Here is a 20,727-nt window from a genome sequence, read left to right as displayed (position 1 = left end):
TGGTTTAAACTTTGACGGCGTACATAGCCGTTCGGGGGCGCAAATGGAACCCGTAGCGCGCGCTGCGACACAGCAGATTGCGCTTGCAGCGGCTGAAGCTCAACGGTTTGATGACAAGCCCTGCGACAAATTCGTCCACGGGAAATTTTTGCCAAACTGTGTCAAAAATGCAAAAAAATCGAGTGACAAAGCACATTCGTTGGGCTAGGTTCAGCTCACAAAAGAGGCAAGGAGTTCAAATTCTTGCCAGTTCGCGGTCAAGTCTTGGGAGGATCAGATCTCTGGCGCGCTCGTCGCAGCCCCGGCAACGGAATGAGTATCACGCGAAACTGAAAAACAAGGCTTAACCGCCTTGTTTTTTTTTGGCCTGCTCACAGGCCGGGCCGCTTCTGCAGAAATCCAGAACGAAAGCTGCATTTCGTCGCTGCTATGCCTGAAGAAAATGACAGCCGGATGACACGTCCGCCGGCAGCGCCCTACTCAAATGTCGGCATGAAGTTGGGAATGCTGTCGATCCCGAAGCCGAAATAGGTGGAGGCGAGATGGTAGGTGAGGTAGAGCGCCGCCGAGATCACGGTCGTCAACAAGATGACCCTGCCTCCGCGGAATCGAACGGGCGCACTTTCAACCGTCCCGATCATCACTTCCCCATCATCCTGCTGACTGCGATAGCCAAGCGGCAGGACGGCGAACAGAACCGTCCACCAGAGAATAAAATAGATCGCAACGACGGTCAGCAGTGGCATGATGTGTCTCCTCCGCACTACCTATAGAACAGGGGATGCCGGGCGCAAAGGACGAGGTTCGATATTTCCCGTCCGGCCAAGCTCTGCGAGATTGATTCCGCAGACGCAGCCAACATGCTGAAATGCTAACACATCTGCCCGGCCCCGAACCCTCTTGACGCTTACAGCGAGGAGAAGGTGTCGGAGGCCGTGGGCAGACTTGGTTTGGCGACGGCGCCTTAGACTTTGGAGACGAACACCGTCACGACCGGCTTCTTGCCCCAGGCCAGGTTGGCCGCGGAGCGGACGGAGCGACGCACGGCTTCGCGCAGCATGTCGAGATCCTTGCGGCGGGCGCGCGGGATGCTTTCGATCGCATTGAGAACCGCGTCATAAAGCGTGTCCTCCATGTCCTCGCCCTCATAGTCGACCTCCGGCATGCCGAAGGCAACGACGTCGGGATCGCTCAGGAAGTCGAAGCGGCTGTCGAGCAGCACGTTGACCGAGACGTGACCGGCAAAGGAGAGCTTGCGGCGGTCGCCGATGCCCATTTCCTCGAAGTCGCCGATCAGCTTGCCGTCCTTGAAGACGCGGCCATGGGGCGCATCGTCGATGACCTGGGCCGGACCTGGTGCGAGACGCAGGATATTGCCGTTGCGAACACGCGGTATGTTTTTGATGCCGGCGGTGGCGCCAAGCGCTGCCTGGGCGGTAAGATGGGCTGCCTCGCCGTGAACAGGCACGAGGATCTCCGGTCTCGTCCACTCGTACATCTTCAGAAGTTCATTGCGACGCGGGTGGCCGGAAACATGCACCAGCGCATCCGAGTCGGTGATGATCTTGATGCCCTGTTCGATCAGCGCGTTCTTGATCTCGATGATCGGCTTCTCGTTGCCCGGAATGGTACGCGAGGAGAACACGACCGTATCGCCAGCTGCGAAGGCAACGTTGCGCATCTCGTCGCGCGAGATCTTGGCAAGCGCTGCGCGCGATTCGCCCTGGCTGCCCGTCAGGATGACCACGACCTTGTCGCGCGGGATATAGCCGAACTCGTCTTCGGAGATGAAGGGCTTGATGCCTTCCATGATGCCGAGGTCGCGGGCAACGGCAACGACGCGCTTGAGCGACGAGCCGAGCAGCAGCACTTCGCGGCCGGCGGCGTCTGCAGCTTCAGCGATAGAGCGGATACGGCCGACATTCGACGAGAAGGTGGTGATCGCCACCCTGCCCGCGGCGTTTTGAATGACCTGGCGCAGGCCTTCCGACACTTCTTCTTCGGAGGGGGAAACGCCTTCGCGCAACGCATTGGTGCTGTCGCACATCAGTGCGAGTACACCCTCGTCGCCGATCGCGCGGAAACGGTTCTCGTCGGTCAGGGGCCCGAGCGACGGCGCATGGTCGATCTTCCAGTCGCCGGTATGGACGACGTTGCCGAGCGGTGTGCGGATGACCAGCGACATCGGCTCTGGGATCGAGTGGTTGACGCCGACGGCTTCGATCTCGAACGGGCCGACATTGATACGATCGCCAGCCTTGAAGATGGTGATCGGGATTTCGGCGCGCGTGCCTTCGTAATTCCGCTTTGCTTCCAGCATGCCGGCCGTGAATGGCGAAGCGTAGACCGGCACGTTCAGGCCGGGCCACAGATCATTCATGGCGCCGTAATGATCCTCATGCGCGTGCGTGATGATCATCGCCTTGATGTTTTTCTTCTGGGCCGTCAGAAACCGGATATCGGGTAGGACAAGATCCACGCCCGGCAGGTCCGGACCTGGAAAAGTGACGCCGCAATCGACCATGATCCACTGCCGCTTGTCCGGCGTTCCGTAGCCGTAGAGAGCGAGGTTCATGCCGATCTCACCCACGCCGCCAAGCGGCAGGAACACCAGTTCGTCCTGTTTAGCCATTTTTATTGTTATTCCGTTCTTGCAAAAAATACATCGCCTGCTGCGATCGGCATCAAAGAGCCATGGCCGGTATCAAGCAGCAGAAATCCAGTGTCATCGATACCTGCGAATGTGCCGTTTAGCGAGCGCTCAGGTAGATTTACCGTAATTTTCTCACCAATTCCGCATGCGACGCGGCGCCATCTGTCGACGACTGTGGTAATACCCCGACCCTCGTCCCATTCCTCCAGAACTGTCGCCATCTCCCTGAAAAGATGTGCGAAGACATCCTCTGGCGACGCAGAAGACCCTTGGTCGTGGAGACGTGTGACACCGTAGGGTGCGCTATCGGGCATGTGGCGAATATTGATGCCGATGCCAATCACGAGCGCACGGTGGCCGCCCGGAAGCGCTTCGCTTTCAATGAGGATACCGCAGGTTTTCTTGCGGCCGATCAGGATATCGTTCGGCCATTTGACCTCGAGCGGCTCTCCACCGGTGGGAAGAACGGCCCGCAGGGCGGCGTGAACAGCGACAGCGACAGCAAGCGGGAGCGACGAGAGGCGCTCTGGTGGCGCCGGATCGATCAGCAGCAGCGAGGCATAGAGATTGCCGGGCTCTGACGTCCAGGCGCGGCCGCGGCGACCACGGCCGTCTGTCTGGCGGCTGGCGGTCAACCACAACAAACCGGCTTCGCCCGCACGGGCGCGGGCGAGGCATTCTGTGTTGGTGGAGCCGACCTCGTTCAGGGCTTCGTGACGAAACGCATCGAGCGACAGGCTTCGGCCCCTCAACGTCATCCTCAGAAGAACGACTTCGCCGCAGCGCTGGCGGCCGAGCCGATCGGTCCACCGATCAGCACATAGGCGACCACGAACAGGCCGGACAGACCGAAGATCAGACGCAGTTCGCCGGAGACGCGGGCGAACTGACCCTTCGGCTCATCGAACCACATCAGCTTGACGATGCGCAGGTAGTAATAGGCGCCGACAACCGAAGACAGCACGCCGATGATTGCGAGCGCATAGAGCTTTGCTTCTATGGCCGCGACGAAGACGAAGTACTTGGCAAAGAAGCCCGCGAGCGGCGGAATGCCGGCCATCGAGAACATCAGCGCCGTCAGCACCAGCGCCATGAAAGGCTTGGTCGAGGAAAGACCTGCGAGATCTTCGACGGTTTCGACGTAGGTACCGTCTTCGCGGCGCATCGCCATGATGCAGGCAAAGGTGCCGAGCGTCATCACCATGTAGATGGTCATGTAGAGGACGACGCCGGAGACGCCGGTTTCCGTGCCGGCAGAAAGGCCGACCAGAGCGTAGCCCATATGGCCGATCGAGGAATACGCCATCAGGCGCTTGATGTTCTTCTGACCGATGGCCGCGAAGGAACCCAGCAGCATCGATGCGATCGCCACAAAGACGATGATCTGGCGCCAGTCAGCGAGGATCGGCAGGAAGGCTTCCGAAACGACGCGGACGAGGATTGCCATGGCCGCAACCTTGGGCGCCGACGCGAAGAAGGCCGTCACCGGTGTCGGTGCACCTTCATATACGTCCGGCGTCCACATGTGGAACGGCACGGCAGAGATCTTGAAGCAGGCGCCGGCGAGGATGAAGACCATGCCGAAGATGAGGCCGAGGCCGCGCTCTTCAGACGACAGAACGGTAGCGATTTCGTCAAAGCCGGTATTGCCGGTGAAGCCGTAGACCAGCGACATGCCGTAGAGCATCATGCCCGACGACAGGGCGCCGAGGACGAAGTACTTGAGGCCCGCTTCCGTGGAGCGGAGGTTGTCGCGGCTGAAGGCAGCGACAACATAGAGCGCCAACGACATCAGCTCGAGGCCGAGATAGAAGGCGAGCAGGTCGTTGGCCGAGATCAGCACCATCATGCCGAGCGTCGCGAGAACCAGGAGAACCGGGAATTCGAACTTGTCGAGTTCCAGCGCCTTGGCCTGTCCCATCGACATGACCATGGCGGTGATCGATCCGATCAGTGCCAGGATCTTCATGAAGCGGGCGAACGTATCCGATACGAAGGCGCCGCCAAAGGCCTGGCCGTCGCCGGTCATGAAGATCAGCATGGCGCCTACGACCGCCAGAAGGGCGATCGCAAGACCGGTGACCAGCGGAGCGGATTTCTCGCCGGAGAAGACGCCAATCATCAGAAGGGCGAGCGCGCCTACGGCCAGGATGACTTCCGGCAGGGCCAGACGCAGGCTTTGGCTCAAGAGTTCAGCGGTCATGTCCAGTTTCGTCCCGTCTCAGTGCACGTTGAGTGCAAGGTTCTTTGCTGCGGCCAAGGCTGCGGAGTAATTGTTCACCACGAGATCCACCGAGGCTGCGGTCGCGTTAAGGACCGGCATTGGATAGAAACCGTAGAAAATCGTGAGCGCGACCAGTGGGTAGAGCAGGAACTTCTCTCGCGTCGAAAGGTCGAGAAGTGCCTTCAGCTTTTCCTTTTCCAGTGCCCCGAAAATGACCCGGCGATAAAGCCAGAGCGCATAGGACGCGGAAAGGATGACGCCGGTGGCGGCAAACAGTGCCACCCAGGTGTTGACCCGGAAGACGCCCATGATCGTCAGGAATTCGCCGACAAAGCCGGATGTGCCCGGAAGACCGACATTCGCCATGGTGAGGATCATGAAGGCGACAGCATATTTCGGCATGTTGTTGACGAGACCACCGTAAGCCGAGATCTCGCGGGTATGGAGGCGGTCGTAGACAACGCCGACGCAGAGGAAGAGCGCGCCGGAGACGATGCCATGCGACAGCATCTGGAAGATCGCACCCTGAACGCCCTGCTGGTTTGCCGCAAAGATGCCCATCGTGACGTAGCCCATATGGGCAACCGACGAATAGGCGATCAGCTTCTTTATGTCGTCCTGCATCATCGCCACCAGTGAGGTGTAGATGATGGCAATGACGGACAGCGCGAACACCATCGGCGCGAAGTACTCGGATGCCAGCGGGAACATCTGCAAGAGGATACGGATCATGCCGTAGCCGCCGAGCTTCAGCATGACGCCGGCAAGGATGACCGAACCTGCGGTCGGAGCCTGAACGTGCGCATCCGGAAGCCAGGTGTGGACCGGCCACATCGGCATCTTGACCGCGAAGGCTGCAAAGCATGCAAGCCACAGCCAGGTCTGAACGCCGGCCGGGAAGCCGAACTTCAGAAGCTCGGTCATATCGGTCGTGCCGGCCTGCCAGTACATGGCCATCACGGCCAGCATCATCAGAACCGAACCAAGCAGCGTATAGAGGAACAGCTTGTAGGATGCGTAGACGCGATCCTTGCCGCCCCAGACGCCGATGATGATGAACATCGGGATCAGCGTCGCTTCGAAGAAGATGTAGAAAAGCACGATATCGAGGCCGACGAAGACGCCGGTCATGGCCACCTGCAGGAGCAGGAAGGAAATCATGTATTCCTTGACGCGCTTCTCGATCGCTTCCCAGCTGGCAAGCACGCAGAACGGCATCAGGAATGTCGTCAGGATGACGAACAACATGGAAATGCCGTCGACGCCGAGATGATAGGAAATCCCCGTGCTAAGCCACTCATGCTTTTCGACCATCTGGAAGCCCGGGTTCGAATTGTCGAAACCGATCCAGATGAACAGAGAGACGATAAAGGTGACGACCGTCGTCAGGAGCGCGATGTTGAGCACGTTGCGGCGACCGTTCGCCCCCTCGCCGTTTGTCAGCAAGAGGAGGAGAACGCCGACCAGCGGCAGGAAGGTGACCGTCGAGAGAATTGGCCAGTCGGTCATTACATTGAGCTCCCGAGCATCATCCATGTGACGAGGGCGGCGACGCCGATCAGCATCGCGAACGCGTAGTGATAAAGGTAACCGGACTGCAGCTTGACCACCCGGTCGGTGATATCGACCACGCGGGCGGCGACGCCGTTGGGGCCGTAGTTATCGATGACGGCGACGTCACCCTTCTTCCACAGGAAGCGGCCGAGAGCCTTGGCCGAGCGGACGAAGAGGAAGTCGTAGAGTTCGTCGAAATACCACTTGTTCAGCAGGAACTGGTAGAGGCCCTGCTGCGAAGCGGCGAGACGCTTCGGGGTTTCTGGCGACTTGATGTAGAAGTACCAGGCGGTGACAAGTCCGATCAGCATGGCGATGAATGGCGACAGCGCCACCAGTGCCGGCACGTGGTGGAACTCGTGCAGCAGTTCGTTCTGCTCCGACGTGAACAGCGCGCCCTTCCAGAAGGCGTCGTAGTCGTGGCCGTAGAAGAATTCCTTGAACACGACACCAGCGAGCACTGCGCCGGCTGCCAGGATGTAGAGCGGCACCAGCATGACGTTGGGGCTCTCATGGACGTGATGCATCACTTCATGGCTCACACGCGGCTTGCCGAAGAAGGTGAGGAAGATCAGGCGCCACGAATAGAAGCTCGTGAACATCGCGGCAATGACCAGCAGAGTGAAGGCAAATCCTGCAACCGGCGAATGGGACGCGTAGGTTGCCTCGATGATGAAGTCCTTCGAGAAGAAGCCTGCAAAACCGATCGGCGTGAACGGAATGCCGACGCCGGTGATGGCAAGCGTGCCGATCAGCATCATGGCGAAGGTCAGCTTGATGTGGCTGCGCAGGCCGCCCATGTGGCGCATGTCCTGTTCGCCATCGACGGCATGGATGACCGAGCCGGCGCAGAGGAACAGGAGTGCCTTGAAGAAGGCATGCGTGAACAGGTGGAATACGGCGGCACCATAGGCGCCGACGCCGAGTGCCACGAACATGTAGCCGAGCTGCGAACAGGTCGAATAGGCGATGACGCGCTTGATGTCGTTCTGCACGAGGCCGACGGTTGCCGCGAAGAAGGCGGTGATCGCGCCGATGATGGTGACGATGGTCAGCGCATCTGGCGACAGTTCGAACACCGGCGACATGCGGGCGACGAGGAAGACACCGGCGGTGACCATGGTTGCTGCGTGAATGAGCGCCGAGACCGGGGTCGGGCCTTCCATCGCGTCCGGCAGCCAGGTGTGCAGCAGGAACTGCGCCGACTTGCCCATGGCACCCATGAACAGAAGCAGGCAGACGACGGTGAGTGCTGTCGCCCGTGTCAGTTCCATGCCGAAGATGTTGGCAACGACCTGCGTCGCTTCCGGTGCACCTTCAGCCGGCAGATAGTTGGCAGCGGCGGCAAAGATGGTTTCGAAGCTGATCGAGCCGAACAGCACGAACAAGCCGGCGATGCCGAGGATGAAGCCGAAGTCGCCGACGCGGTTGACGATGAACGCCTTCATGGCAGCAGCCGAAGCGGAGGGCTTCTTGTACCAGAAGCCGATCAGCAGATAGGACGCGAGACCCACGCCTTCCCAGCCGAAGAACATCTGGGCCAGGTTGTCGGACGTGATCAGCATCAACATCGCAAAGGTGAACAGCGACAGGTAGGCGAAGAACCGCGGGCGATGCGGATCGTGGTGCATGTAGCCGATCGAGTAGATATGCACGAGCGTCGACACGGAGTTGACGACGACGAACATGATCGCGCTCAGCGTATCGATGCGGAACGCCCATTCGACGTCGATGCCGCCCGACTGCATCCACTGCATCACCGGAACCTTGATGACTTCGCCGGCTTCGCCGTGGTGAAGGGCCACGTTGAAGAAGACGATCCAGGACAGGATCGCCGCGATGATCATCAGACCGCTGGTGACGTATTCGGAAGCCTTGGCACCGATCTGGCGGCCGAACAGGCCGGCGATCAGGAAGCCGATCAGGGGAAGAAAGACGATTGCCTTGTAGATCATGACCCGATCAGCCCTTCATCATATTGACGTCTTCGACCGCGATCGAGCCGCGGTTGCGGTAGAAGACGACGAGAATTGCAAGACCGATGGCGGCTTCCGCAGCAGCGACGGTCAGAATGAACAGTGCGAACACCTGGCCGACGATGTCGTTCAGGAAGGATGAGAAGGCCACCATGTTGAGGTTGACCGCGAGCAGGATAAGCTCGACCGACATCAGGATGATGATGACGTTCTTGCGGTTCAGGAAGATACCGAACACGCCGAGCGTGAACAGGATGGCACTGACCGTGAGATAGTGGGAAAGACCGATTTCCATGTTTGTTGTTCCTTGTTCCCGCTACCTTCAGAGACCCTGGCCGGACTTGACCTTGACCACCTCGACGGCGGTTTCCGGCGTGCGTGCGACCTGCCTGGAAATATCCTGGCGCTTGACGTTGGTGCGATGGCGCAGCGTCAGCACGATGGCGCCGATCATTGCGACCAGAAGCACCATGCCGGCGAGCTGGAAGAAATAGACGTAATTTGTATAGAGCACATCGCCGAGAGCGGCCGTGTTGGTGCGCACGGCAGGGTTCGGGATCGGCATCGTGATGGAACTCGCCGCCTCCGGTGCCAGCACCGACCCGCCGATGACGACGATCAGTTCAGCCGCAAGGATCAGCCCGATGACGATGCCGATCGGCGCGTATTGGAGAATACCGGAGCGCAGTTCGGCAAAGTCGATGTCGAGCATCATGACGACGAACAGGAACAGAACCGCGACCGCGCCGATATAGACGACGAGCAGGATCATCGCCAGGAACTCGGCACCGGTCAGCAGGAACAGGCCCGCCGAATTGAAGAAGGTGAGGATGAGGAAGAGCACCGAATGGACCGGGTTCTTGGCCGAGATGACCATGAACGCCGACGCCACCGCGATGAACGCGAAGATGTAGAAAAAGATAGCCTGCAGACCCATCGTGGTGCCTTTTCGTTCCTCATCGGGCGGCGCTTCCAAAAAGCCCCCTGCCCGTCAGAACCCGGCGCTTCGAACGCACCGAGATTAAATGACCAATGCTTGCCCGGCGCCCGATGAGAGCGACGGCATGCTCGCCCCGTTACCGGTAGGGCGAGTCGATCCCGATGTTGCGCGCGATTTCACGCTCCCAACGATCGCCGTTTTCGAGAAGACGTGCCTTGTCGAAATACAGTTCTTCGCGGGTTTCCGTCGAGAATTCGAAATTCGGACCTTCGACGATCGCATCGACCGGGCAGGCTTCCTGGCAGAAGCCGCAGTAGATGCACTTCACCATGTCGATATCGTAACGCACCGTGCGGCGCGTGCCGTCGTTGCGGCGCGGGCCGGCTTCGATGGTGATCGCCTGGGCGGGACAGATCGCCTCGCACAGCTTGCAGGCGATGCAACGCTCTTCGCCGTTCGGATAGCGGCGCAGTGCATGTTCGCCACGGAAGCGCGGCGAGACCGGGCCCTTTTCGAACGGGTAGTTGATCGTCGCCTTCTGCTTGAAGAAATACCTCATCGACAGGAAGAAGGCGCCGACGAATTCCTTCAGGAACAGCGAGTTGATAGCCTGGGCAATAGCCATCTTATTCTCCAATGATGCCGAGTGACGAACGAGCCATGATCATGCCCATCCCATCAGTTTCAGCACGAATGCAACGATCACGACCATGGCGAGCGACAGAGGCAGAAACACCTTCCAGCCGAGACGCATGAGTTGGTCGTAGCGATAGCGCGGTACGAAGGCCTTCACCATAGCGAACATGAAGAAGACCATGGAGCCTTTCAGCATGAACCAGATGATGCCGGGAACCCAGTTGAGGAACCAGACGTCTACCGGCGGCAGCCAGCCTCCGAGGAAAAGAATAGTGGTCAGCGAGCACATCATCAGGATGGCGGCGTATTCGCCGAGCATCAGCATCATGTATGGCGCTGACGAATACTCGACCATGTAACCGGCGACAAGTTCGGATTCCGCTTCCGGCAAATCGAACGGGGGACGGTTGGTTTCTGCAAGCGCCGAGATGAAGAAGATCACGAACATCGGGAACAGCGCCAGCCAGTGCCAGTCGAGGAACGAAGCCGGCAGACCCATCATCGTGCCGAGGCCGTCATGCTGCGCATTGACGATATCGGTCAGGTTGAGCGAGCCGACGCAGAGCAGGACCGAGACGATGACGAAGCCGATCGAGACTTCATAAGACACCATCTGCGCCGCGGAGCGAAGTGCACCGAGGAACGGGTATTTCGAGTTTGATGCCCAGCCGGCCATGATGATGCCGTAGACTTCGAGCGACGAGATCGCAAAGACGTAGAGGATACCGACATTGATGTTGGCGATAACCCAGTTCTGGCTGAACGGAATGACCGCCCAGGTGGCGAGTGCCAGTGTCACCGAAATCAGCGGCGCCAGAAGGAAGACGCCCTTGTTGGCGCCGGCCGGAATGATCGGCTCCTTCAGGATGAACTTCAAAAGGTCGGCGAAGGACTGGAACAGACCGAACGGACCAACGACGTTTGGACCCCGGCGCAGCTGAACGGCCGCCCAGATCTTGCGGTCGGCGAGAAGGATGTAGGCAATGAAGACCAGAAGGCAGACCAGGAGCAGAAGAGACTGCCCAACCATGATCAGTGCCGGCCAAACGTAGGTCCAGAAGAACGAATCCATGTTCATATTACTCCGCCGCAACCTGGAAATTGTTGCGGGCCAGTGCCGAGCATTCTGCCATGACGGCAGATGCGCGGGCGATCGGGTTGGTCAGATAGAAATCCTTGATCGGCGTCGTGAAGCCGCCCTTGGAAAGCTCACCGGATTTCAGGCCGAGGGTGGCGATGTCGTTGACCGATCCGGTCGCGATCTCGTCGAGATCCGCAAAATGCGGGTGATCCGCATAAAGCTTCGCACGCAGAGCATAAAGCGAGTCGAACGGCAGCTTCTTGCCCAGCACGTCTGACAGGGCGCGGATGATTGCCCAATCCTCGCGGGCTTCCCCCGGCGCGAAGCCGGCACGGTTGCCCATCTGGACGCGGCCTTCGGTGTTGACCCAGGTTCCGGACTTTTCCGTGTAGGTCGCGGCCGGCAGGATGACGTCGGCGGTATGCGCGCCGTTATCGCCGTGGCTGCCGATGTAGACGGTGAACTTGGCGTATTTCGTCGAGAATTCCATCTCGTCGGCACCAAGCAGGAAGAGAACGTCCATCGACTTCAGCATGGTTGCGGCATTGGCACCCTTGGCACCCGGCACGAAGCCGAGATCGAGGCCACCGACGCGCGATGCTGCGGTGTGCAGAACGCCGAAACCGTTCCACTCGTCGGTCAGCGCGCCAACGGAACCGGCAAGCTTTGCCGCTGCCTGGAGAATCGCGAGACCATCCGGACGCGAGAGAGCCCCCTGCCCTACGATGATCATCGGGTTCTTCACGCCGCGCAGCTTTTCGGCAAAGCTGTTGCTGCCCGACGAAAGCTCGGCAAGCGAGTCCGGGCCGGCGCCGAGATAATCATAGGCGTAGCGGAGTTCGCTTACTTCGCCGATCACGCCGATCGGGAAGTTGCCGCGACGGAAACGCTTGCGAATGCGCGCGTTTAGAACCGAAGCTTCATAGCGCGGGTTGGCGCCGATCAGGAGCAAGCCACCGGCCTGTTCGATGCCTTCGATGGTCGGGTTGAAGATGTAGCTGCCGCGACCAAGCGACGGATCGAGCGCCGTCCCGTCCTGGCGACAATCGAGGTTTTCCGAACCGAGCGAGTTCATCAGCGACTTCAGCGCGTACATTTCCTCGACCGAAGCCAGATCGCCGGCAATTGCGCCGATCTTGTCGCCTGATGTCGCGGAAACAGCGGTCTTGATCGCTGCGAAGGCTTCGGCCCAGCTTGCAGCCTGCAGACGGCCGTCCTTGCGGACGTAAGGGCGATCGAGGCGCTGGGTCTTCAAACCGTCCCAGATGAAGCGGGTCTTGTCCGAGATCCACTCTTCGTTCACCTGCTCGTTGACGCGCGGCATGATGCGCATCACTTCGCGGCCGCGGGTGTCGACGCGAATTGCGGAGCCGACGGCATCCATGACGTCGATCGATTCGGTCTTGTTCAGTTCCCAAGGACGGGCCGTGAAGGCGAACGGCTTGGAGGTGAGCGCACCGACGGGGCAGAGATCGACGACGTTGCCCTGAAGCTCCGAGGTCATCGCATGCTCAAGGTAGGTCGTGATTTCGGCATCTTCGCCGCGGCCGATCAGGCCAAGCTCGGAAATGCCGCCGACTTCCGTCGTGAAGCGGACGCAGCGCGTGCAGTGAATGCAGCGGTTCATCACGGTCTTGACGAGCGGGCCGATGTACTTGTCTTCGACGGCGCGCTTGTTTTCGGTGTAGCGCGAGCTATCGATGCCGAAGGCCATTGCCTGGTCCTGAAGGTCGCATTCGCCACCCTGGTCGCAGATCGGGCAATCCAGCGGATGGTTGATCAGCAGGAATTCCATCACGCCTTCGCGGGCCTTCTTGACCATCGGCGTGTTGGTGAAGACTTCCGGCAGTTCGCCATTCGGGCCGCCGCGAATATCGCGCACGCCCATCGCGCAGGATGCCGCCGGCTTTGGCGGGCCACCCTTTACCTCGATCAGGCACATGCGACAGTTGCCTGCCACGGACAGACGCTCGTGGAAACAAAAGCGCGGGATTTCGGCGCCGGCTTCCTCACACGCCTGAAGCAGCGTGAAATGATCCGGGACTTCGATTTCCTTGCCGTCTACCTTCAGCTTCGTCATCGTCTTAACTACGTCCTCAGTTCATCCATCAGCCGTCTCGCCGAGGGACACATTCCTTACTTCAACAGCGCCCTCGCCTGGCCGACCCAGTCGCCCCGCGAAATGCGCCCATCGAAACCCAAGTCGTCTTCGAACCGGGCAATATCTGTTTCGGACCAAGCGGCGATCGCGGCAAGCCCGCCAACACCTTTGTCCTTCGAATTCTTTCCAACCTTCGGGCTGATGCCGTCCGGTTACTCCGCTGCTTCCAGAACTGCGCCGTGCGAGGTCGAGTCCTTCGTGTACTGGTCGATACGCGCCTCGATTTCAGGGCGGAAATTGCGGATCAGGCCCTGGACCGGCCAAGCGGCCGCATCACCCAGCGCACAGATCGTGTGACCCTCGATCTGCTTCGAGACCTGAAATAGCATGTCGATTTCGCGCTTCTGCGCGTTGCCGCGCACCATGCGCTCGAGAACGCGCATCATCCAGCCCGTGCCTTCGCGGCAAGGTGTACACTGGCCGCAGCTCTCGTGCTTGAAGAAGGCTGCGATGCGCCAGATCGCCTTGATGACGTCGGTCGACTTGTCCATTACGATCATGCCGCCCGTGCCGAACGACGATTTCACGTCGCGCATGCCGTCAAAGTCCATGATGGCATCGGCCATGTCTTCGCCGCGAACGATCGGGCAGGACGCGCCGCCGGGAATGACGCCGAGAAGGTTATCCCAACCGCCGCGGATACCGCCGCAATGATGCTCGATGATCTCGCGGAACGACAGACCCATCGCCTCTTCAAAGGTGCAGGGCTTGTTGACGTGACCAGACACCATGAACAGCTTGGTGCCGACATTGTTCGGACGACCGATCGACGAGAACCACGAGGCTCCGCGGCGCAGAATGGTCGGCGCAACAGCGATCGATTCGACGTTGTTGACGGTCGTCGGGCAGCCGTAGAGACCCATATTGGCCGGAAACGGAGGCTTCAGGCGCGGCTGGCCCTTCTTGCCTTCGAGGCTTTCGAGGAGCGCCGTCTCTTCGCCGCAGATATAGGCACCGGCGCCGTGATGGACGTAGATGTCGAAATCCCAGCCGTTCTTGTTGTTCACGCCGAGAAGACCGGCAGCATAGCATTCATCGATCGCCGCCTGGAGGTCTTCACGCTCGCGCATGTATTCGCCGCGGACATAGATGTAGGCGGTATGCGCGTTCATGGCGAAACCGGCGATCACGCAGCCTTCGATCAGCGTATGCGGATCGTTGCGCATGATTTCACGGTCCTTGCAGGTGCCGGGCTCCGATTCGTCGGCATTGACGACAAGGTAGTGCGGGCGACCATCGGACTCCTTCGGCATGAAGGACCACTTGAGCCCGGTCGGGAAGCCTGCGCCACCACGACCGCGAAGACCGGACGCCTTCATCTCGTTGATGATCCAGTCCCGGCCCTTCTCGATGATGATCTTCGTACCATCCCAGTGGCCACGGCTCATCGCGCCCTTCAAGGACTTGTCCTTGAGACCGTAGATATTGGTGAAAATGCGATCCTGGTCTTGCAACATGATCTATCTACCTACTCGACCGACTTTATCACATCGGATGTCATCATCAGCATGCCCGTAGTGACGGACCGAAACTTTGCCGCGCCCATCATCAGGAGCTTTCCCCTTCAGGCTTCGGCTTGCGGCTACGCTTCGGCTTCGTCTCGCCCGAGGGAACGCCGAGCTCTGCCGGAGCGCCTTCGGCCTTGCTGCCGGTCGCTGCTGGCGCCGTCTCGGTTGTCGTCGGCGAACCTTCGCCCTTTTCAGCAACCTTGACGTTCTCGGCAGCAGCCTTCGGTGCCGTGACCGGCGTCTTCAGCGACTTGTCGGTCTCAGGCGCCGTATCCTTCGGACGACCGGCATTTGCTGGCGGCACGGATGCGCCTTCGGTCACAGCCTGTGGCTGCGGCTCGAGATTGGTGCGGACCGGCTTGATATCGTCGACCAGCGTGATCGGAGCACCGATCGGTGCCGACTCATGACGGTCGATCTGCGGACCGGTCTTGACCTCGGCGCCCTTGCCTGCCTCGAACGTGTCGATGATTTCTTCAAGACGCTCGGGTGTCAGGTCCTCGTAGGCATCCTTGAAGATGATCACCATCGGCGCGTTGACGCAGGCGCCCTGACACTCGACTTCTTCCCATGACAGCGTGCCGGAAGCATTGAGATGCAGCGGATCGTGATGGATCTTCTTCTGACAGACCTTGATCAGATCTTCAGAGCCGCGAAGCATGCAAGGCGTCGTACCGCAGACCTGGATATGCGCACGGGTCCCGATCGGCTTCAGCTGGAACTGGGTATAGAAGGTCGCGACTTCGAGAACGCGAATATAGGCCATGTCGAGCTTGGCGGCGATATGCTCGATGGCGGAACGGGTGACCCAGCCATCCTGCTCCTGCGCACGCATCAACAACGGAATGACGGCCGACTGCTGCCGGCCTTCCGGGTATTTCCTGATCGTTGCCTCTGCCCAGACCGCATTCTCCTCGTTGAAGGAGAAGTTTGCCGGCTGGAACTGTTCTTCGGCTAGTCGACGAACGGACATGCTTTCAACGCCTTATCAGTTTATGACCCCGCACCGCGTTCTCGTGAGTGTCACGAATTCGCAGGCATAGGCCGTCTTGTCTTTCTGCATGAACACGATCAGCTTCGTGCCGTTGAGTACGGATGTCTTGATCTCGTATCCCTCGGACAGGAGCGTAGCCATCGACGCCGAACCGCCGCTGACACTCGACAGCGCCTCCTGCGCCTGCGAGACCGCAGGAGCAGAGAGCACGAGAGCAGCGGCTGCGACGGCGCGAAGCATCATCAGCGGTCAACCTCACCGAACACGATGTCCAGAGAACCCAACACCGCAGACACGTCCGCCAGCTGGTGTCCGCGACAGATGAAGTCCATCGCCTGGAGATGTGCATAACCCGGAGCGCGGATCTTGCAGCGGTAGGGCTTGTTGGTGCCATCGGCGACCAGGAACACGCCGAACTCGCCCTTGGGCGCTTCGACGGCCGCGTAAACTTCGCCGGCCGGAACGTGGTAGCCTTCGGTGTAGAGCTTGAAGTGGTGGATCAGCGCTTCCATCGAACGCTTCATCTCGCCACGCTTCGGCGGCACGACCTTGCCGTCGGTCGAAGACACCGGGCCGGTCTTTGCGTCGCTGAGCAGACGATTGACGCACTGCTTCATGATCTTGCAGGATTCGCGCATCTCGATCATGCGGATCAGGTAGCGGTCGTAGCAATCGCCGTTCTTGCCGATCGGAATATCGAAGTCGAGGTCGGCGTAGCATTCGTAAGGCTGCGACTTGCGCAGATCCCATGCCGCGCCCGAACCGCGGACCATGACGCCGGAGAAGCCCCAGGCCCATGCGTCGTCGAGGCTCACAACGCCGATATCGACGTTGCGCTGCTTGAAAATACGGTTGCCGGTCAGAAGGTCGTCGATATCGTCGAGCTTTGCCGGGAACTCGTCGCACCACTGGCCGATGTCTTCGACCAGTTCCACCGGCAGGTCCTGATGGACGCCGCCCGGACGGAAGTATGCCGCGTGCATGCGGGCGCCGCAGGCGCGCTCATAGAACACCATCAGCTTTTCGCGTTCTTCGAAGCCCCAAAGCGGCGGTGTAAGAGCGCCAACGTCCATGGCCTGAGTGGTCACGTTCAGAAGATGCGAGAGGATACGGCCGATTTCCGAATAGAGAACGCGGATCAGCTGACCGCGGATCGGGATCTCGAGGCCGAGCAGCTTTTCGACCGCGAGCGAATAGGCATGCTCCTGGTTCATCGGCGCGACGTAATCGAGCCGGTCGAAATAGGGCAAGGCCTGCAGATAGGTCTTGGTCTCGATCAGCTTTTCGGTGCCGCGATGCAGGAGGCCGATATGCGGATCGACACGCTCGACGATTTCGCCATCCAGTTCCAGCACCAGACGCAGAACGCCGTGGGCAGCCGGATGCTGCGGACCGAAGTTGATATTGAAGTTCCGGACGTTGTGTTCCGTCATTTCAGCGCTCCGCGCTTTGGAAAATGGGCAACCGCCCGAAATTCTGCTTCATCGTCATGTCAATCAATTCAGACGGACGCAGACTTAGTAGGAACCGATCTTTCGGGGAGTGCAACCATGTTGCTGTCCTCTCCTGATATTTTCGACCGATATCACATTACCACGTCTAGTCGACCCGCCTGCCCGCTCCCTCAACCAAGTCCACCCAACCCGGCAATTACCAAATCAACCGCGTCAGGTCTTCGCCTTCTCGTCACCGGGAAGAACGTAATCCGTCCCTTCCCAAGGTGAAAGGAAATCGAAGTTGCGGAATTCCTGCCGGAGTTCGACCGGTTCGTAGACGACGCGCTTGACGCTGTCGTCGTAGCGAACCTCGACGAAGCCGGTCGTCGGGAAGTCCTTGCGGAGCGGATGCCCCTCGAAACCGTAATCGGTGAGAATCCGGCGAAGATCCGGGTGACCGGTAAAGAGGATACCGTAGAGATCCCAGGCCTCGCGTTCGAACCAGTCGGCGCCCGGATAAACCGAGAATGCCGAAGGCACCGGTTCGTCCTCGCCCGTTGTAACCTTGATCCGGATACGCAGGTTCCGGTGCGGCGACAGCAGGTGGTAGACCACATCGAAACGCTTCGCACGGGCCGGATAATCGACGCCGCAGATATCGATGAAGCTGATAAAACCGCATTTCGGATCATCACGCAGGAAGGTCAGAAGCTCGATGATGTTGTCGCTGGTGGCAATCAGGTTCAGCTCGCCATAGGACATCACCGCGTCTTCGACCAGCGTCGAGCGCGATTCGCGAATGTAGGTCGAAAGCTCGCTCAGGGTCTCGGTCATCATATCCTCCTCAAGCCCTCAACGCTCGATCGTTCCGGTGCGCCGGATCTTCTTCTGCAGCAGGAGCACGCCGTAAAGCAGCGCCTCTGCCGTGGGGGGACAGCCCGGCACGTAGATGTCGATCGGCACGATGCGGTCGCAACCGCGAACGACGGAGTAGGAATAGTGATAATACCCACCGCCGTTTGCGCATGATCCCATCGAGATGACGTAACGTGGCTCCGGCATCTGGTCATAGACCTTGCGAAGCGCAGGCGCCATCTTGTTGGTCAGCGTTCCCGCTACAATCATCACGTCCGACTGGCGCGGCGAAGCGCGTGGCGCAAAGCCGAAACGCTCGACGTCATAACGCGGCATGGAAAGCTGCATCATTTCGACGGCGCAGCAGGCCAGACCGAACGTCATCCACATCAACGAGCCGGTACGGGCCCAGTTGATCAGCTCGTCGGTGGAGGTGACGAGAAAACCCTTGTCGGCGAGCTCATTGTTGATCTCGCCAAAGAACGCGTCGTCGCTGCCAATTGGCTTGCCGGTATTCGGGTCGATAATACCCTTGGACTTCGGCGCGACGAGAGTTGTGCCGCTATCGACTACTCCCATTCCAGCGCTCCTTTTTTCCATTCGTAGATAAAGCCGATCGTGAGGACACCCAGGAACACCATCATGGACCAGAAGCCGAACCAGCCGATTTCACCGAAGGACACAGCCCAAGGGAACAGGAAGGCAACTTCGAGGTCAAAAATGATGAACAGAATCGACACGAGATAGAAGCGGATGTCGAACTTCATGCGGGCATCGTCGAAGGCATTGAAGCCGCATTCGTAGGCGGAAAGCTTTTCCGAATCAGGCGCCTTGTAGGCAACGGCGAAAGGCGCGATGAGAAGCGCCAGACCGATCACCAAGGATATACCGATGAAGATCGCGATCGGGACGTAGGAAGTGAGGAGTTCACTCATGATATTCGATCCCTGCTTGCCTTTAGCGCCGGGCGACGCTCGAACATGAATTCGACAAGCGTACGTGCATTGCAACAAGGCGTGACTAGCGCAGCGTGAGGAAAGGCGCAAGCCCTTTGAGTCCCCCTCACCTACCAATAATACTCCACTGGAAAACACCAGTTCGTTCGCCAACAAATCAGTACCCGACATGTTCCCGGCCAAGGGTCTGCCGACGGTCTTCTAACGATGGAGTTTCATTCAGGAATAGCGATTCGAGAGGCGCGGCGGACGGACGTTGCAACTCTCAGCGCGACAGGTGGGTTCGGCGACCCGATCATTCCCCATCCCGGTGAGGATAGAGACGCTTGATCAGTTTGGAGGAAAGAAAGTAAATGGCGCGAGTGACGGGGCTCGAACCCGCGACCTCCGGCGTGACAGGCCGGCACTCTAACCAACTGAGCTACACCCGCGCATATTGCCGACTTTACGGCGCCGCATCATTTGGACACGACGTTCGAGGAAGAAGAATGGCGCGAGTGACGGGGCTCGAACCCGCGACCTCCGGCGTGACAGGCCGGCACTCTAACCAACTGAGCTACACCCGCACATTTCTTCAGAAACTTTCGTCTCTCACCAGGCAGCCTCGACTGCTCGGTTGGCCGCTTCCTAAGAGGTTCGACGGGAGGTGTCAAGCAAGTTTGAAGACAAAATAATGACGCCACTCACTTTCCCACATCGAGGCCCGTGGTTTGTCGTTAAGAACCCTTATCTGCCACGGATTTTGTCGAAAATTCAAAAAAATGTCGTCAAAGCTCTTGCGGTTTTCGCGCGATCCGCATAGATCACGGCCACCGAAGCGGCAGACGAAACGGTCTGCAGTTTAGGGGCGATTAGCTCAGTTGGTAGAGCGCCTCGTTTACACCGAGGATGTCGGCGGTTCGAGTCCGTCATCGCCCACCATTCTTCGGCCTTCCCTACCAGATAATTTCCGTAGAATGCTCTCTCGCTGATAATGGCACATGTTTGCCCATCACTGCCTTTTGGACGATTGCGTTGACCGGAAGTAGGCGGCGGCTCTAAGCGGCTCATCCGCTCCGACAGAATACTGCGCGACATCAACGCCAGGTTCCAACCGATTCGTTATCCAGTCTCAATCATTCGATCACGGGCAAATGACGTTGGCGAGCTACACAATTGTGTGTTTGCATCGCTGAAGCGCTACGTTGCAAGAGACTGTCGGCCTGCACGGCAATACGCGTTGTAGCAGTTGGACGGCCGGCGAACACTCTCCGGTCTCTTGTTTTGCACGCCTGTCCGGCAGCACTTCAACCGGGACTGGCGCAGAAGCGAGCGGCATGCCATTGTCCAGCCATGAAAGCTGCCGCTGTCGCCTTTATTCTCCTCTCCTGCTGCGCCGTCTTCGTCGGCGGCATAGAGCTGTTCAAATATCGCCAAGGGGTCAAGCAACTCGCGGCGACCTACGCGCAGAGGCAGCCTTAGCAACACCGCAGAAGCTCTCGTTTACTCGAAGCGCTTACCGGTTCAATCAAAGATGCTGAGTCGTTTGCTGATGTTCAGGTTCGGCATCACGCCGTAAGCCTGGCCGGTCCTGTAGGTGGTCTGCAGACAATAGTATGCGAAAATCCACAGGAAAAGGCTTGCCATAATCGAGATGGCAACGATCTGTATTCGCATTTATTTCCCTCCCCCAGCTCCTCCCCTCGATAGTGTTTCAAAATAAAACAACTGTCCATAGCAGCACGAGGACTTGGTGCAGTGCAGCAATATATTT

19 protein-coding genes and 3 tRNA genes are annotated in these 20,727 nt (G+C 59.2%); 1 reads left to right on the top strand and 21 read right to left on the bottom strand.

The features are described from left to right. Positions 1 to 476 precede the first annotated feature (476 nt). The 20 genes from BLW69_RS11365 to BLW69_RS11270 all read right to left on the bottom strand — a co-directional run bounded on the left by BLW69_RS11365 (position 477) and on the right by BLW69_RS11270 (position 19,540). Positions 477 to 746 carry a DUF1467 family protein gene (locus BLW69_RS11365; protein WP_092661996.1) on the bottom strand — a complete coding sequence of 90 codons (270 nt, stop codon included), beginning with the start codon at positions 744 to 746 and terminating at the stop codon, positions 477 to 479. A 218-nt stretch (positions 747 to 964) separates the two neighbouring features. Then, complete coding sequence (locus BLW69_RS11360) at positions 965 to 2,632, bottom strand: ribonuclease J (RefSeq protein ID WP_062580016.1); 1,668 nt, start codon at positions 2,630 to 2,632, stop codon at positions 965 to 967. An 8-nt stretch (positions 2,633 to 2,640) separates the two neighbouring features. Beyond that, positions 2,641 to 3,411, bottom strand: a complete 771-nt coding sequence (locus BLW69_RS11355) for a biotin--[acetyl-CoA-carboxylase] ligase (protein WP_092661994.1) — start codon at positions 3,409 to 3,411, stop codon at positions 2,641 to 2,643. A gap of 2 nt (positions 3,412 to 3,413) precedes the next feature. Then, a complete protein-coding gene (nuoN, locus tag BLW69_RS11350) occupies positions 3,414 to 4,856 on the bottom strand; it encodes an NADH-quinone oxidoreductase subunit NuoN (protein ID WP_092661992.1) in 1,443 nt (480 codons plus the stop codon). 18 nt (positions 4,857 to 4,874) lie between these two features. Next, a complete protein-coding gene (locus BLW69_RS11345) occupies positions 4,875 to 6,386 on the bottom strand; it encodes an NADH-quinone oxidoreductase subunit M (RefSeq protein WP_062580009.1) in 1,512 nt (503 codons plus the stop codon). After that, the gene (gene nuoL / locus BLW69_RS11340) at positions 6,386 to 8,386 is read right to left on the bottom strand and encodes an NADH-quinone oxidoreductase subunit L (protein ID WP_092661990.1); all 2,001 of its coding nucleotides are present in this window, start codon (positions 8,384 to 8,386) and stop codon (positions 6,386 to 6,388) included. Before nuoL ends, BLW69_RS11345 begins: the two co-directional genes overlap by 1 nt. Before the next feature lie 7 nt (positions 8,387 to 8,393). Beyond that, on the bottom strand, positions 8,394 to 8,702 hold the full coding sequence (nuoK, locus tag BLW69_RS11335) for an NADH-quinone oxidoreductase subunit NuoK (protein ID WP_062453229.1): 309 nt from the start codon (positions 8,700 to 8,702) through the stop codon (positions 8,394 to 8,396). Between the two features lie 27 nt (positions 8,703 to 8,729). Continuing rightward, positions 8,730 to 9,344 (bottom strand): NADH-quinone oxidoreductase subunit J, encoded by a 615-nt coding sequence (locus tag BLW69_RS11330; protein WP_092661988.1) that lies wholly within the window; start codon positions 9,342 to 9,344, stop codon positions 8,730 to 8,732. A gap of 139 nt (positions 9,345 to 9,483) precedes the next feature. Beyond that, positions 9,484 to 9,972 (bottom strand): NADH-quinone oxidoreductase subunit NuoI, encoded by a 489-nt coding sequence (nuoI, locus tag BLW69_RS11325; protein ID WP_062580005.1) that lies wholly within the window; start codon positions 9,970 to 9,972, stop codon positions 9,484 to 9,486. 39 nt (positions 9,973 to 10,011) lie between these two features. Continuing rightward, positions 10,012 to 11,055 (bottom strand): NADH-quinone oxidoreductase subunit NuoH, encoded by a 1,044-nt coding sequence (gene nuoH, locus BLW69_RS11320; protein ID WP_062454722.1) that lies wholly within the window; start codon positions 11,053 to 11,055, stop codon positions 10,012 to 10,014. A gap of 7 nt (positions 11,056 to 11,062) precedes the next feature. After that, positions 11,063 to 13,144 (bottom strand): NADH-quinone oxidoreductase subunit NuoG, encoded by a 2,082-nt coding sequence (gene nuoG, locus BLW69_RS11315; RefSeq protein ID WP_092661986.1) that lies wholly within the window; start codon positions 13,142 to 13,144, stop codon positions 11,063 to 11,065. A 233-nt stretch (positions 13,145 to 13,377) separates the two neighbouring features. Next, positions 13,378 to 14,682: an NADH-quinone oxidoreductase subunit NuoF gene (nuoF, locus tag BLW69_RS11310; RefSeq protein ID WP_092661984.1), complete on the bottom strand. Its 1,305-nt coding sequence runs from the start codon at positions 14,680 to 14,682 to the stop codon at positions 13,378 to 13,380. A 91-nt stretch (positions 14,683 to 14,773) separates the two neighbouring features. Beyond that, positions 14,774 to 15,706, bottom strand: coding sequence for an NADH-quinone oxidoreductase subunit NuoE (gene nuoE, locus BLW69_RS11305; protein WP_082476136.1), 933 nt, complete (start codon positions 15,704 to 15,706; stop codon positions 14,774 to 14,776). Between the two features lie 15 nt (positions 15,707 to 15,721). Next, positions 15,722 to 15,967: a hypothetical protein gene (locus BLW69_RS11300; protein WP_092662538.1), complete on the bottom strand. Its 246-nt coding sequence runs from the start codon at positions 15,965 to 15,967 to the stop codon at positions 15,722 to 15,724. 2 nt (positions 15,968 to 15,969) lie between these two features. Continuing rightward, entirely contained in the window at positions 15,970 to 17,160 is a 1,191-nt protein-coding gene (locus BLW69_RS11295) for an NADH-quinone oxidoreductase subunit D (RefSeq protein WP_062453235.1), read from the bottom strand. A 234-nt stretch (positions 17,161 to 17,394) separates the two neighbouring features. Next, positions 17,395 to 17,997, bottom strand: coding sequence for an NADH-quinone oxidoreductase subunit C (locus tag BLW69_RS11290; protein ID WP_092662536.1), 603 nt, complete (start codon positions 17,995 to 17,997; stop codon positions 17,395 to 17,397). A gap of 18 nt (positions 17,998 to 18,015) precedes the next feature. Then, complete coding sequence (locus BLW69_RS11285) at positions 18,016 to 18,597, bottom strand: NuoB/complex I 20 kDa subunit family protein (protein WP_062453236.1); 582 nt, start codon at positions 18,595 to 18,597, stop codon at positions 18,016 to 18,018. Beyond that, the gene (locus BLW69_RS11280; protein ID WP_062453237.1) at positions 18,588 to 18,953 is read right to left on the bottom strand and encodes an NADH-quinone oxidoreductase subunit A; all 366 of its coding nucleotides are present in this window, start codon (positions 18,951 to 18,953) and stop codon (positions 18,588 to 18,590) included. The genes BLW69_RS11285 and BLW69_RS11280 overlap by 10 nt, the downstream gene beginning before the upstream one ends. 375 nt (positions 18,954 to 19,328) lie before the next feature. Beyond that, positions 19,329 to 19,405 (bottom strand) — tRNA-Asp (locus tag BLW69_RS11275). A gap of 58 nt (positions 19,406 to 19,463) precedes the next feature. Then, positions 19,464 to 19,540 (bottom strand) — tRNA-Asp (locus tag BLW69_RS11270). Between the two features lie 279 nt (positions 19,541 to 19,819). Between BLW69_RS11270 and BLW69_RS11265 the strand changes: the two genes are divergently transcribed. Next, positions 19,820 to 19,895: transfer RNA gene (locus tag BLW69_RS11265), tRNA-Val, on the top strand. Positions 19,896 to 20,477: 582 nt separating this feature from the next. Here the strand turns inward: BLW69_RS11265 and BLW69_RS22925 are convergent. Further along, positions 20,478 to 20,630 carry a hypothetical protein gene (locus BLW69_RS22925; protein WP_210184910.1) on the bottom strand — a complete coding sequence of 51 codons (153 nt, stop codon included), beginning with the start codon at positions 20,628 to 20,630 and terminating at the stop codon, positions 20,478 to 20,480. Positions 20,631 to 20,727 lie beyond the last annotated feature (97 nt).

The organism is Rhizobium sp. NFR12, from assembly GCF_900108545.1.
Classification (GTDB): Bacteria; Pseudomonadota; Alphaproteobacteria; order Rhizobiales; family Rhizobiaceae; genus Neorhizobium; species Neorhizobium soli.
The sequence above is the reverse complement of the archived record's forward strand: the minus strand, read 5'-3'. Positions and strand labels throughout refer to the sequence as shown.